Annotated in this window: 13 protein-coding genes; 11 read left to right on the top strand and 2 right to left on the bottom strand. The window is 63.1% G+C overall.

Annotated elements, in window-relative coordinates; translation table 11 throughout:
* Positions 1-146 precede the first annotated feature (146 nt).
* From B7Y49_RS02560 to B7Y49_RS02525, 8 genes are all read left to right on the top strand, one after another.
* Positions 147-2,693, top strand: a complete 2,547-nt coding sequence (locus tag B7Y49_RS02560) for a penicillin-binding protein 1A (protein ID WP_374125997.1) — start codon at positions 147-149, stop codon at positions 2,691-2,693.
* A gap of 115 nt (positions 2,694-2,808) precedes the next feature.
* A complete protein-coding gene (gene prfB / locus B7Y49_RS02555) occupies positions 2,809-3,936 on the top strand; it encodes a peptide chain release factor 2 (protein ID WP_374125996.1) in 1,128 nt (375 codons plus the stop codon).
* Entirely contained in the window at positions 3,926-4,651 is a 726-nt protein-coding gene (locus B7Y49_RS02550) for a class I SAM-dependent methyltransferase (protein ID WP_374125995.1), read from the top strand. The genes prfB and B7Y49_RS02550 overlap by 11 nt, the downstream gene beginning before the upstream one ends.
* 4 nt (positions 4,652-4,655) lie before the next feature.
* Complete coding sequence (locus B7Y49_RS02545; protein WP_374125994.1) at positions 4,656-5,450, top strand: thymidylate synthase; 795 nt, start codon at positions 4,656-4,658, stop codon at positions 5,448-5,450.
* A gap of 75 nt (positions 5,451-5,525) precedes the next feature.
* Complete coding sequence (locus B7Y49_RS02540; RefSeq protein ID WP_374125993.1) at positions 5,526-5,690, top strand: hypothetical protein; 165 nt, start codon at positions 5,526-5,528, stop codon at positions 5,688-5,690.
* Positions 5,691-5,733: 43 nt separating this feature from the next.
* Positions 5,734-6,219: a dihydrofolate reductase gene (locus B7Y49_RS02535; protein ID WP_374125992.1), complete on the top strand. Its 486-nt coding sequence runs from the start codon at positions 5,734-5,736 to the stop codon at positions 6,217-6,219.
* Positions 6,220-7,392 carry a dipeptidase gene (locus B7Y49_RS02530; RefSeq protein WP_374125991.1) on the top strand — a complete coding sequence of 391 codons (1,173 nt, stop codon included), beginning with the start codon at positions 6,220-6,222 and terminating at the stop codon, positions 7,390-7,392. It begins immediately after the preceding gene.
* Between the two features lie 40 nt (positions 7,393-7,432).
* On the top strand, positions 7,433-8,365 hold the full coding sequence (locus tag B7Y49_RS02525; RefSeq protein WP_374125990.1) for a bifunctional riboflavin kinase/FMN adenylyltransferase: 933 nt from the start codon (positions 7,433-7,435) through the stop codon (positions 8,363-8,365).
* On the opposite strand, the gene B7Y49_RS02520 is transcribed toward B7Y49_RS02525, so the two are convergent.
* Positions 8,362-9,264 carry a MipA/OmpV family protein gene (locus tag B7Y49_RS02520; RefSeq protein WP_374125989.1) on the bottom strand — a complete coding sequence of 301 codons (903 nt, stop codon included), beginning with the start codon at positions 9,262-9,264 and terminating at the stop codon, positions 8,362-8,364. The genes B7Y49_RS02525 and B7Y49_RS02520 overlap by 4 nt on opposite strands.
* A 124-nt stretch (positions 9,265-9,388) precedes the next feature.
* Between B7Y49_RS02520 and ileS the strand changes: the two genes are divergently transcribed.
* From ileS to B7Y49_RS02505, 3 genes are read left to right on the top strand one after another with little or no spacing between them, the layout of a single operon-like run.
* A complete protein-coding gene (ileS, locus tag B7Y49_RS02515; protein WP_374125988.1) occupies positions 9,389-12,496 on the top strand; it encodes an isoleucine--tRNA ligase in 3,108 nt (1,035 codons plus the stop codon).
* Entirely contained in the window at positions 12,493-13,011 is a 519-nt protein-coding gene (gene lspA, locus B7Y49_RS02510; RefSeq protein WP_374125987.1) for a signal peptidase II, read from the top strand. The genes ileS and lspA overlap by 4 nt, the downstream gene beginning before the upstream one ends.
* Positions 13,004-13,420: a DUF3035 domain-containing protein gene (locus tag B7Y49_RS02505; RefSeq protein ID WP_374125986.1), complete on the top strand. Its 417-nt coding sequence runs from the start codon at positions 13,004-13,006 to the stop codon at positions 13,418-13,420. Before lspA ends, B7Y49_RS02505 begins: the two co-directional genes overlap by 8 nt.
* Positions 13,421-13,543: 123 nt before the next feature.
* Here the strand turns inward: B7Y49_RS02505 and B7Y49_RS02500 are convergent, their stop codons facing one another.
* Entirely contained in the window at positions 13,544-14,095 is a 552-nt protein-coding gene (locus tag B7Y49_RS02500) for a hypothetical protein (protein ID WP_374125985.1), read from the bottom strand.
* Positions 14,096-14,168: the final 73 nt, after the last annotated feature.

Raw genomic sequence — 14,168 nt, 5'->3', positions numbered from 1 at the left:
GAGTGCATCACTTGCCATGGGTCCCCGCTTTCGCGGGGATGACGAAGCGGGATAACACCGGTGCAGAGCATCATCCTTCTTTCCACGTCTGATCATGCGCCAAGGCTGGCAAGCGACACCAAAACTGGGTAGGGGCTGCGGCCTGTATGGCTGAACCACCTTCCACCGTGAATTTTCGCATCCGGCGCGATGTGAGCGGCCTTCAGGGCTATATTGAGCGCGCCTGGGATCGCTGGTGGGTGAAGCTGCTAGCGATTCTCGGCGGGCTGGGGCTGATCGCCTATGCGCTGCTGTGGCTGATTTTCGCGCGCGATCTGCCCTCGGTCGATGGCCTGCGGGCTTATGAGCCGCCCTTACCCACCAATGTCCGCGCGGTCGATGGCGCACCGATCCACAGCTATGCGCGTGAACGCCGGGTCGAGCTGGCGTTTGACGAATATCCCAAGATGCTGATCAACGCCTTTCTGGCGGCCGAAGATCGCACCTTTTTCAGCCATAATGGCGTCGATTACCCCGGCACGATCGGGGCGGTGCTCGATTATGTCAGCAAGTTCGGCACCGGCAAGCGCGCGCGCGGTGGCTCCACGATCACGCAACAGGTCGCCAAGAATCTGCTGATCGGCAACACCTATTCGCCCACCCGCAAGATCAGGGAAGCGATCCTCGCTTATCGAATCGAGGATTCGCTGACCAAGGAACAAATCCTTGAGCTATACCTCAACCAGATTCCGCTTGGTCGAAATGCGTTTGGGGTCGAAGCGGCATCCCACGCTTATTTCGATAAGGAGCTGGATGAGCTGACGCTCGGCCAATTGGCCTATCTGGCGATCCTGCCCAAGGGACCGGCCAATTATGATCCGTTCCGCAACACTGCCCGGGCGATTGATCGACGCAATTATGTGCTGCGCGAAATGCTGCGCAACGGCTTTATCGATCAGGCGCAGTTCGATGCGGCCAAAGACGAGCCGATCGGCGCCGTTGCGCGGCAGACTCCCAAGTTCGAGCGCGTTGGCGGCTATTTCGTTGAAGAGGTTCGCCGCCAGCTGATCGATAAATTCGGCGAGAATGAAAAGGCTGGCCCGTACAGCGTCTATTCCGGTGGGCTCTGGGTGCGGACGTCCTATGATCTGAAACTGCAGCAATATGCCCAGGCGGCACTGCGTGATGGCCTGCTCCGCTATGATCGCGGAAGGGGCTGGAACGGGCCGCTCGGCCATGTCGATATCGCACCAACGGCGCCCGGCAGCGAGCCCCAGCAAGCGGGAGGGCAGGGCTGGCTTCAGGCGCTCGTCAACACCAATATCGGGCTCGATTACCAGAATTGGCGAGCCGCGATCGTGATTGCGCGCGACAGCAACGCCGCGTCGATCGGCTTTGCCGACGGATCGACCGGCAGCTTGCCGAAATGGGGCGCGCAGATGGCGGTGCGCGGCAAGGGTGGCAATGCCTTTGGCGCACTTGAGATCGGCGATATCATTGCGGTTGCGCCCGAAGGCGGCTCTTTTGCCTTGCGCTCGATCCCGCGGGTGTCGGGCGGAATCGTGGTCGAACAGCCGCAAACCGGCCGTGTGCTGGCGATGCAGGGCGGGTTCGATTCCAGGCTCGGCTCGTTCAATCGTGCAACCCAGGCAAATCGCCAACCAGGATCGACGATAAAGCCGTTGGTCTACGCGGCAGCGCTAGAAAACGGGATGACGCCCAGCTCGATCATCGTCGACGGGCCGTTCTGCGTCTATCAGGGCGCGCGGCTGGGGCAGAAATGCTTCACCAACTTCGGCGGCGGGCGCGGATCAGGCCCGCACACGATGCGCTGGGGGATTGAGCAATCGCGCAACCTCATGACGGTTAAAGCCGCTTCACAGACAGGCATGGATCGCGTGGTCGATGTGATCAACCGGATGGGGGTTGGCAAATATCCGCCTTTCCTGTCGATCGCGCTTGGCGCCGGCGAAACGACCGTGCAGCGCATGGTCAATGCCTTTTCGATTTTGGTCAATCACGGGCGCGGCCACCCGTCAACGCTGATCGATTTTGTGCAGGATAGGCATGGCAAGGTTATCTGGCCGGACAATTGGCGCCCTTGTGACCGCTGCAATGCCCCCGACTGGAACCGCAAGGCGATGCCCCGCCCCATCATCCGCGCACGCCAGGTGATCGATCCGATCACCGCTTATCAGATGGTCCACATCACCGAAGGGGTCATTCAGCGCGGCACGGCCACCGTGCTGCGCGATCTCAACCGCCCGATCATGGGCAAGACGGGGACGTCGACCGGGCCGACCAATGTGTGGTTCATCGGCGGGACGCCGCAGCTGATCGCCGGGCTGTACATCGGTTATGACAAGCCATCGAGCCTGGGCGGTTATGCGCAAGGCGGCACCCTCGCCGCGCCAATCTTCAAGCAGTTTGCTGAAAAAGCCTATGAAGGCATGCCGGTGCTTCCGTTCCGGGCACCGCCGGGCGTGCGGATGGTGCGCGTCGATCGTGCTTCGGGCAAGCAGGTCTATGGTGCATGGCCGGGCGATGATCCCAAGGCATCGGTTATCTGGGAAGCCTTCAAGCCCGAAAGCGAGCCGCGCCGCAATGTCGCCCGCCAGACCGATGCGGCCCCGACCCGGGATGCAAAGAATGCCCGCCGCGACGATAGCCAGAAAGACAGCGATTTCTTGCAAAGGCAGGGCGGAATCTACTAGCGACGTCCACAGTACGTCATCAGATAGGCGTCACCCCGGTGAAAGCCGGGGTCTCCCGGTCACGAAGAGATGCCAGCTTTCGCTGGTATGACGGCACAGGAAAAAGGTTCAGTCCATGCGCGCTGAGGCGCAAGCTCATGTCGACAGCATCAACGAGGCGCTGGCGCTGCTCCGCCGCTTCCTCGATTGGGATCGCGCGCTTCGCCGCCTCGATGAACTGAACGCCCGCGTCGAAGATCAGGCGCTGTGGAACGACCCCAAGGCCGCGCAGGAAGTGATGCGCGAACGCCGTCGCCTCGACGAGGCGATCACCGCCACCCGCGCGATCGAGACCGAACTCGCCGATACCGTCGAGCTGATGGAGATGGCCGAGGCGGAGGGTGATACCGGGATGGTCGATGATGGCGTGGCCGGGCTCGCCGCCCTCGCCGCACGTGCCAATGAAGACAAGATCAAGGCGCTGCTCGCAGGCGAAGCCGACACGAACGACACCTATATCGAGGTGAATGCCGGCGCTGGCGGTACCGAGAGCCAGGATTGGGCGGGCATGCTGCAACGCATGTATACGCGCTGGGCCGAACGCCGTGGCATGAAGGTGGAACTGATCGACCAGCATTCAGGCGAGCAGGCGGGTATCAAGTCCGCCACATTGCTGCTGAAGGGCGAAAACGCTTACGGCTATGCCAAGACCGAAAGCGGCGTGCACCGCCTCGTCCGCATCAGCCCTTATGACAGCGCGGCGCGGCGCCACACCAGCTTTGCCAGCGTCTGGGTGTACCCGGTGATCGACGACAATATCGAGGTCGATTATAACGAGAGCGACCTGCGCATCGATACCTACCGCGCATCGGGTGCGGGCGGGCAGCACATCAACACCACCGATTCGGCGGTGCGCATCACGCATATCCCGACCGGCATCGTCGTGCAGTGCCAGAATCAGCGATCGCAGCACAAGAACAAGGCGGAAGCCTATAACCAGCTCCGCGCGCGGTTGTACGAACGCGAACTGGCGATTCGTGAGGCTGCAGCCAATGCGGAAAACGATACCAAGACCGATATCGGCTGGGGTCACCAGATCCGCTCCTATGTGCTGCAACCGTACCAGATGGTGAAGGACCTCCGCACGGGGGTCGTCTCGACCGCCCCCGGCGATGTGCTCGACGGGGCGCTCGATCCATTCATGGCGGCGGCACTGTCTCAGCGCGTGACGGGTGAGACGGTCGAAGTCGAGGATGTCGACTAGCGTGCGCCGCGCAGCGATCCTTGGCGCATTGGTGCTGATCGCGGCGTGCGATGTCGGTGCGGGCACGATGGCATCGGGCGGCGACGGCGCTGGCCCGTTCCCCGCCGCCGATCGCCCGGTCGCCCGGATCGTCTCATCACGCTGGTCGAACGAGGAATCGCGCGACCGGCTGAACGAAGCCGATGAAGTGATGGACAAGGCCGGGATCAAGCCCGGCATGACGGTGGCGGATATCGGCGCGGGCGAGGGTTATTACACCATCCGCCTCGCCGAACGCGTCGGCAAGGACGGGCGTGTACTCGCCGAGGATATCGTGCCCGAAGTCCGCGATTCGCTTGCCCAGCGCGTAGTCCGCGAACGTCTGCAGAGCGTCAGCGTGCGTCTGGGCGAACCCGCCGATCCAAAGCTGCCCGAAAACAGCTTCGACCGGGTGCTGATGGTGCACATGTATCACGAGATCGGCGAGCCCTACGAATTTCTGTGGCGAATGCGGCCCGCGCTGAAGCCCGACGGGCTGGTCATCGTTGTCGACGCCAACCGCCCGACCCAGAACCATGGCACCCCGCCTGCCCTGCTGAAATGTGAGTTCGCTGCCATCGGCTATGAGCAAGTGTCGATGAGCGAAATGCCATCGGCGGGGGGCTATATGGCATCGTTCCGCACGCGCGGCCCGCGCCCGGATCCGCGCGCGATCAAAGCCTGCAAAGAAGGCTGAAGCGGTGCGCGCCTATCTCGATCTGATGCAGCGCATCCTCGACACCGGCGTCGAGACCGCAGACCGCACCGGCGTCGGCACCTTATCGGTGTTCGGCCACCAGATGCGCTTCGATCTCGCCCAGGGCTTCCCGGCGCTGACCACCAAGAAGCTCCACCTGCGCTCGATCATCGTCGAGCTGCTGTGGTTCCTGCGCGGCGACACCAATGTGCGTTGGCTGCAGGAACGCAAGGTCGGCATCTGGGATGAATGGGCGCGTGCGGATGGCGATCTCGGCCCCATTTACGGCAAGCAATGGCGCGATTGGGCGGCAAGCGATGGCCGGTCGATCGACCAGATCGCCGAGCTGATTACCCAGATCAAAACCAATCCCGCGTCGCGCCGCCAGATCGTCAGCGCTTGGAACCCTGGCGACCTGCACGCGATGGCGCTCGCCCCGTGCCACTGCCTGTTTCAGACGCATGTCGCCAACGGCAAGCTGAGCCTGCAGCTTTACCAGCGATCGGCGGACGTGTTTCTGGGCGTGCCGTTCAACATCGCGAGTTATGCGCTACTCACCCACATGCTCGCGCAGCAATGCGACCTGGAGGTCGGCGAGTTCATCTGGACCGGCGGCGATTGCCATCTCTACCTCAACCATCTGGAGCAAGCCCGGCTGCAATTGACGCGCACGCCCGGTCCGCCGCCGCGGCTGGAAATCCTGCGCAAACCGGACGGTATCGACGGCTATGAATATGAAGATTTCAAGCTGATCGATTACGTCGCCCAGCCGCATATCGCCGCGCCCGTCGCGGTCTGAACAGGCCTGTTCATCCCGCGTTCAAGAGTGACGATTACATGCGTAATCACGAGATGTGATCGAGGGAATCGGGCAATGAGAAACCTGTATGTCGCGCTGGTGCTGGCCGCGTTGGTGATTGGCACGGCGGGGGATCGGCAGCCCAAGCCTGCGACCCCCAAGCTGTCTCCTGCGACGTCGCACGCCATTCTCGATGCGCGGATTGGCCCTGTGAGCATTGCGCTGACGCTGAACGGATAACGCTGCGCTTGGCACGCGCCGCGCGCCCTCGCATAAGCAGGCGATGGCCGATCCGCAGACCCTGACGCTATACCTCGCCCGCGCCGATAATGGGGTGATCGGGCATGAAGGCAAAATGCCCTGGCACCTGCCCGCCGATCTGAAGCGCTTCAAGGCGATGACGATGGGCAAGCCGATGATCATGGGCCGCAAGACATTCGAGAGCTTCCCTGGTCCGCTCCCCGGCAGGCGACACATCGTGCTGACGCGCGACGCAGGCTGGCGTGCTACGGGGGCACAGGTCGCGCATTCGGTGGCTGAAGCGCTGGCGCTGGCCGGGCCGGGCGATATCGCCATCATCGGTGGTGCGGAGATTTACGCGCTGTTTCTCCCTCTGGCACAGCGGATCGAACTGACCGAAGTGCATCTGTCACCGCAAGGCGATACGGTGGCGCCATCGCTGGAGGGATTCGCGGTGCTCGCGGCTGAGGATCACCCCGCAGACGGCGCGCGCCCTGGCTATCGCTTCGTCACCTTGGGGAGGGAATGAATGATCCGCCGGATAGTCCTGGGCCTGCTCATCCTGATCGTCATCGCCGCCATCGCCTTTTTCGCGTTCGCGCCCGGCATGGTCGAACGATCGATGAACAAGGTCGTGCCCGTCCCACTGCCCAAGGTGACCGCACAGACCCGCGCGCTGCACCAGACGCTCAGCATCGCTGACATGCATGCCGATCCGCTGCTGTGGAGCCGCGATCTGCTCGAACGATCCGATCAGGGGCAGGTCGATCTGCCCCGGCTGATGGCGGGCAATGTCGCGCTGCAGGTCTTTTCGTCTGTCACCAAGACGCCCAAGGGCCAGAATTACGATGCCAATGCGGCGGATAGCGATAACATCACGCTGCTGACGGTGGCGCAGCGCCAGCCGGTGCGGACCTGGACGTCGCTGCTCGAACGCTCGCTGTGGCACGCCGAAAAGCTGAAAACCTATGCTGCGGCGTCAAAGGGCAATCTGCGCGTCATCCTAACGCCCGCCGATCTCGACGCTTTGCTGTCGGATCGGCGGAACGGGTCGCCTGCGGTTGGCGGGCTGCTGTCGGTGGAAGGGTTGCAGGATATCGAGGGCAAGCTCGGCAATCTCGACCGGCTTTATGCGGCGGGGTTCCGGATGGCGGGGCTCGCGCATTTCTTCGACAATGAAGTGGCGGGATCGATGCACGGCGTCGTCAAGGGCGGGCTGACCCCGCTCGGTCGGCAGGTCGTGCGGCGGATGGAAAAGATCGGCATGGTCGTTGATATCGCGCATAGCAGCCATCGGGCGGTCGCCGAGGTGATCGCGATGGCGAAACGCCCGATCGTGTCCAGCCATGGCGGCGTGCAGGCGGTGTGCAAGGTCAACCGGAACCTGACCGATGACGAGATCAGGGGCATCGCCAAAACAGGCGGCGTGATCGGCATCGGTTATTGGGATGCCGCAATCTGTGGCACCGATCCGCGCGGCACGGCAGCGGCAATCGCGCATGTCCGCGATCTGGTGGGGATCGATCATGTCGGGCTGGGATCCGATTTCGACGGCGCGGTGACGACGGCGTTCGATGTGTCGCAGCTGGCGGTCGTCACACAGGCGCTGGTCGATCGCGGCTTTACCCGTGACGAGATCGCCAAGGTGATGGGCGGCAATGTGCTGCGCGTGCTTCGCGCCGGCATGGTGCCGCAGCCGTGATGGCTAGCGCACGCGCCATCGCGCCCGTATAGCCGCGCGCATGGAGCGTCTCGACGGGGGTGCGCCAGTGCCCCAGCGCTATCGCCGCGGCATTGTGGCGCTCGGCAATTTCGATGGATTTCACCTGGGGCACCAGGCGGTCGTGGGGCGTGCGGTGGCGCTCGCCAGGGCGCGCGGTGTGTCCGCTTTGGTCGCGACGTTCGATCCGCATCCGGTGCGCTATTTCAAACCCGATACCGCACCGTTCCGCCTGACCACGCTCGATCAGCGGCTGCGACTGTTCGCCGGAGCCGGGGCTGATGCCATGGTCGTGCTGCATTTCGATGAAGTGCTGGCCCGGCTGAGCGCGGCGGCGTTCGTCGATGAATGCCTGGTCGCCAATCTCGGCGTGGCGGGCGTGGTGACGGGGGAAGACTTCACCTTTGGTGCAAAGCGTGGCGGCAATGTGCAGGTGCTCGCCACGCTGGGCGCGGCGAATGGCTTTAGCTGTGATACTGTCGGGCCAGTAACGGCATCGGACGAAGTGGTTTCCTCCAGCCGCATCCGCGCGCTGTTGCAGGGGGCCGATCCGGCGGGGGCGGCGCGATTGCTGACCCGGCCCTTCGCGATTGCGGGCACCGTGCAGCACGGCGACAAAGTCGGCCGCACGATCGGCTATCCCACCGCCAATATTGATATGGGGACCTATCTGCGCCCCGCCTACGGCATCTACGCAGTCCGCGCGCGGCTGGCCGATGGGCGGGTGGTGGACGGCGCGGCCAATATCGGCGTGCGCCCGACCTTCGATCCGCCCAAGGAACTGCTCGAAGTGTTCCTGTTCGATTTCGCAGAGGATCTGTATGGCCAGCCGATCGAAGTCGAGCTGATCGCCTATCTGCGCCCGGAAGCGAAGTTCGATGGTCTCGACGCGCTGGTCGCGCAGATGGATGCCGATTGCGCGGCGGCGCGGGTGGTGTTGGCGGCCGTCGCCTAGTCGAACCGGAATCGATAGCTGATCGACGCGCCAAGCGTGATCTGGTTGCGGCTGCCGAACGTGCTCTTTGAAATCGGCGATCGGGCGGCGTCGGCGATCAGCCGGGCATAGCTGCCAAAGGCGTTCACGCTCCAGTTGCCGCCAATCCGGCGCGAAGCGAAACCCGATACGCCCACATCGGTAAAGCTTGCCCCGGGCCGATAGGCCTGCAGCCCGCTGGTGATCGACTGCGCCGGCGTCACGCCATGATAGGCGCGCAGATAGGTGGCATCGGCAAAGCGCACGCGCCCGCCATAGCCCAATGTCCATTTCCCCTTCAGCGCAATTTTGCGCAGCGTGAGATCAGCGACCAGCCCGTCATGACCGCCGACCGCCTGACGCACTTCCAGCTGCACCGATGTGAAGAATGACGGCTGATACGTCAGAAATCCGCCAAATTCAGGCGCGATATTGATTTTATTCAGGCCGGGAAAGACCGCAATGTCGCTGCGCGTGCGACCGAAATCGGGCCGCAGGATCGGTCCGGCTCGCCAGCGCCTGGTGTTGAGCAGGTTATAGCCAATGCCTGACTGGATCGAGGCGAAGAACTGGTTCTTGTAGCGGATATCCAGCTGCGGCACCGGCAGCACGCGCAAGCCATCGCTGCCCGGAAACCGGGGAATGGCGAGCACCCCGGGCCCCACATCGATTTGCCAAGCCGGAGGAAAGGGCCCGAACGTCATCCCACGCAGCGGCGCGGCTGGTGCCGCCTGACCTTCCGCATCGGCATCGGCATCGGCATCGGCATCGGCGATGGCCGATACGGTCATCACCGGCGTTTCCAGCGTATCGGAAGCATCGGCTACGCCCGCATCGACCGCTGCAATGCTCAACGCGGCAAGAAGAATCGACGCATTCATGCTGGGCTCCGGGTTGGATTCGGGGGCGTAATTAGTTTGATTCGGTGTAATTTCAAGCCAGTAAAGGCGTGACTGCATTGTGACGGGTGACGAACGCCGCCAGAGGCGATAGAGCGACCCTCCGATGACTGAAATCAACGATCCCACACCCGACGCAGCGTCCGTTCCAGCGACGGATTATCGCGACACCGTCTTCCTGCCGAAGACCGACTTTCCGATGAAGGCCGGCCTGCCCGCAAAGGAGCCGACGATTCTGGCGCGCTGGCAGGCGCTGGGGCTGTATGATCGGCTGCGTGATGCCCGGCGCGGGCGCGAGAAGTTCATCCTGCACGATGGCCCGCCTTACGCGAATGGCGACATGCATATCGGCCATGCGCTGAACCACATCCTGAAGGACACCGTCTGCCGCACGCAGAGCCTGCTCGGCAAGGACGCGCCCTATGTGCCTGGCTGGGACTGCCACGGCCTGCCGATCGAGTGGAAGGTCGAGGAACAGTATCGCGCCAAGAAGCTGAACAAGGATGAGGTGCCCGCGGCCGAGTTTCGCGCCGAATGCCGGGCGTACGCGCAACACTGGGTGGACACGCAGCGCGAGCAGCTAAAGCGGCTCGGCATCAATGGCGACTGGGATCATCCGTATCTGACGATGGATTTCCAGGCCGAGGCGACGATCGTTACCGAGCTGATGAAGTTCGCCGAGAGCGGCCAGCTCTATCGCGGCGCGAAGCCGGTGATGTGGTCGCCAGTCGAAAAGACCGCGCTCGCCGAGGCTGAGGTTGAGTATGAGGATGTCGTGTCGACGCAGATCGACGTGGCGTTTGAGATCATCGACGCGCCCAATGCGCCGGAGCTGGTCGGCGCCTATGCGGTGATCTGGACGACGACGCCATGGACGATCCCGGTGAACCAGGCTTTGGCTTATGGGCCGGAGATTGAGTACGTCGTTCTGGAATACGGCTCTGACAATGAATTGCCATGTCCATTCGGCGCAACTAAGCTCTTGATCGCGGCGGACTTGTTGATCCCGTTCTTGAACAGGGTGCAGAACACGCTCGAGCGCCTTGGGGCGCAAGACACATTTAAGTGGGACCGTGCTGGTACTTCGATCAGGGGCTCGCAACTCACTGGCGCCACCGCTCGCCACCCAATGGCCAACCTCTACCGTCACCCCGGCCTTGAGCCGGGGTCCCGCTTCTCGGCGACGTCGGAGGAAGGCAGCGGGACCCCGGGTCAAGCCCGGGGTGACGTGGGTAGTGGAGAAGGGGCGGAGCTGAATATCGATCCCAATTCCCCGCTCGCCGAATTCTTCCTGCGGCCGCGGCCGTTCCTGCCCGGCGATTTCGTCACCACCGACGCAGGCACCGGTCTCGTCCATATGGCCCCCGATCACGGCGAGGACGATTTTCTGCTGTGCAAGGCGCATGGCATCGAGCCCGTTTTCGCGGTCGATGCGGCGGGGATGTACCGGGAGGATTGGGCTTGGCTCGGCGGGCAGGGCTCGGTCATCAACAAGAAGTTCGTGGCAGCGGACGGCCCGATCTGTTCGGACCTGCGCGCGAGCGGCGGGCTGCTCGCGGCGAGCGATGACTTCAGGCACAGCTACCCGCATAGCTGGCGGTCGAAGGCAAAGGTCATCTTCCGCTGCACGCCGCAATGGTTTGTGCCGATGGATAAAGATCTGGGCGGTGCGGGTGCTTCGACTTCGCTCAGCACGAACGGGGAGAAGGGCGCTAACTCCCAACAGCCGTTCGCCCTGAGCGTAGTCGAAGGGCACGCAGCTACAGGCGACACCCTCCGCAACCGCGCCCTCGCGGCGATCGAGGCCACGCGTTGGCTCCCTGCCAAAGGCCAGAACCGCATCACCGCGATGGTTGCGGGCCGCCCCGACTGGGTGCTGTCGCGCCAGCGCGCCTGGGGCGTGCCGATCACGCTGTTCGTCGATCGCAAGACCGGGCAATATCTCTGCGACCCTGCCGTCAACGCGCGGATCATCGCTGCGGTGCACGAAAAGGGCGTCGATGCCTGGACCGATGAGGCGGCGCAAACGCTGCTCGGCAACGAGTATAACGCCGCCGATTATGAGCGCGTGACCGATATTCTCGATGTGTGGTTCGACAGCGGCTGCACCCACGCCTTTGTGCTGGAAAGCGGTCGCTGGCCCGATATGTTACGGCCTGAGGGCTATCAGGGGCCGCCCGCCGATCTCTATCTCGAAGGCTCGGATCAGCATCGCGGCTGGTTCCAGTCGTCGTTGCTCGAAAGCTGCGGCACGCGCGGGCATGCGCCGTACAAGGCGGTGCTCACCCACGGCTTCACGATGGATTCGAAGGGCATGAAAATGTCCAAGAGCCTGGGCAACACGATCAACCCGCTCGATCTGATGAAGGAGAGTGGCGCCGATATCTTGCGGCTCTGGGCGCTGACCGTCGATTTCACCGAGGATCACCGAATCGGCAAGGAAATCCTGAATGGCGTGTCCGATCAGTATCGCAAGCTGCGCAACACCTTCCGCTACATGCTCGGCGCGCTTGACGGGTTCGATGAGGCCGAACGGCTGCCGGTCGGCCAGATGCCCGAGCTCGAACGCTATGTGCTGTTCCTGCTCGCGGACATGGACGCCAAGCTGAAGGTCGCGGTGGATGATTTCGATTTCAACAGCTATGTCCGGCTGCTGACCGATTTCGCCAATGAGGATCTGTCGGCCTTTTATTTCGATATCCGCAAGGATTGCCTCTATTGCGACGCGCCCGACAGCGTGAAGCGCCGTGCGGTGCGCACCGTGATGGACATCCTGTTCCACGCGCTGGTCCGTTATGCCGCGCCGGTGCTGGTCTTCACCGCCGAGGAAATCTGGCAGACGCGCTTTCCTAGCGAGGATAGCTCGGTGCATCTGCTCGAATGGCCCGAACTGCCGCCCCAGCCGGGTGACGCGATGCTCGGCACCAACTGGGCCGATCTGCGGGCGCTGCGGGAACAGGTGACCGAGGCGATCGAGCCGCTGCGGCGTGACAAGATCGTCCGCTCCAGCCTGGAGGCCGAGGTGACGGTGCCGACCTTGCCGATCGATGCCGATGCGCTTGCGGAGATATTCATCGTGGCGAAAGTGACGAAGGGCGATACTGTGTCCGTCATGCGCACCGATTATGCCAAATGCGGCCGCTGCTGGCGGCTGCTGCCTGATGTGGTAGAGGATGCGGCATTGTGTAACCGGTGCAGCGAGGTGGTGGCATGAAGCAGTTCCCCCTGATCGGGCTTGCAGCGGCCGCGATCGTTTTTCTGCTCGATCAGGCGACCAAATTCATCGTCACCGATGTGCTTGGTCTGGACGTGCTCGCCGGACGGACGATCGAACTCTTGCCAGTTTTCCGCATTCGCTTTGTGGCGAATGAGGGCGTATCGCTCGGGCTGCTGACGGCGGGCAGCGATGGCGCGCGCTGGGCGTTGGTAGCGCTGACGTCGGCGATCGCCGCAGGCGTGCTCGTCTGGCTGTTTCGCGAACGCAACCGTCAGGATCAGCTGGCGCTAGGGCTGGTGCTTGGCGGGGCGCTGGGGAACATCATCGATCGTGCCCGGTTGGGCTATGTGGTCGATTTTGCGGATTTGCACTTTGGCGAGTGGAGCCCGTTTTTGGTCTTCAATCTGGCCGATGCGGCGATTACGATAGGTGTATTGGTGCTGTTGGTGCGCGCGATCCTGGTGCGCGATAGGCCGGCGGCGAAAGTTTCAGTGGAGAATGGCAATGCGTAAACTCACAGGGCTCGTACTGGGCCTGGGCCTGACCGTTTTCCTCAGCGCCTGCGGCGGCGGCTCGGGCCTAAACCGTGCGCGGCCCGATGAATTTGCAGTGGCGCGCCAAGCGCCGCTTGTCATTCCGCCCGATTATTCGCTTACCCCGCCTAAGCCCGGCGCTGCGCGCCCGCAGGATACCGGCCCAAGCGCGCTTGCGCTTGAAGCGATGTTTGGTGGTGCGGCGGCCCGCAGTGCATCGGAAAGCGCCCTGCTGCGCTCGGCCGGCAATGATGTTGCGAGCCCCGGTATCCGTTCGGATGTGGGCGATCCCGAAACGACGGTCGTCGACAAGGGATCGACCACGCGCGACATCGTGGCGGCGCCTGAGGGCGACGGCCAGGCAGCGACGACCTCGACCCCGAAGTAACCGCTGCATTGCCTAGTGGCCAACCGGCGAGCAACGCCTCGGAAATCTAGGTTAAGGGTCTCGACACAGATTCGGCGCTCGTTGTGACCTAAAAACCGAAGTCTGTAACGAAAGCCAGAAAGCTCACGTCCAGACCGCTGATAGGGGATAGAGCGCGATCAGCCAGGCCAGACAGGCAAGGATGATGCGGCGATCCGCGGTGATGATGGCAATCAGCGTGACGGGAAAGAATGACCAGGTCAGGATCGACGATCGCAGGTCAAGGCCAGATGAAGTCGCGCCAAGCCCGATCACCGTTGCAAGCAGCACGACGTTGCAGATGAAAATCCCGCCCAGCACCTTGCGCCGATGCTTGTCGAAATGCGCGTCGAGATCGTCCCAGTCCGAAAGGTCATCCGGGAAGATCAGCGACGTCGATACATAATAGATCGCCGTCACCACAAAGCCGCCGAACAGCACCGGCCAGCTGATCGGCAGCCGATCCCGCAGCGCCCAGCCATACATCCAGAAGGTGACGACGTCGCACGAGACGAAGATGCCGAGCAGCGCTGTCGACCAGCCGATCCGTACCCGGTGCCCCGCCTTGATCGACCGGGAAAGTCCACCCAGCCCCTCGGCAAGGGCAAGGCCGAGCAACAGGCCGAACAGCGAAAAAACGAACTCGAACCCGCTCATGCGTCAATCGCCCTCACGATCACCACTCACCTGCGTGGTTGCGATTATCGCCGTGATTGGCAAGCGCTGTTTG

It is taken from the genome of Sphingomonas sp. 28-62-11, assembly GCF_002278865.1.
GTDB lineage: Bacteria > Pseudomonadota > Alphaproteobacteria > Sphingomonadales > Sphingomonadaceae > Sphingomonas.
The sequence above is the reverse complement of the archived record's forward strand: the minus strand, read 5'-3'. Positions and strand labels throughout refer to the sequence as shown.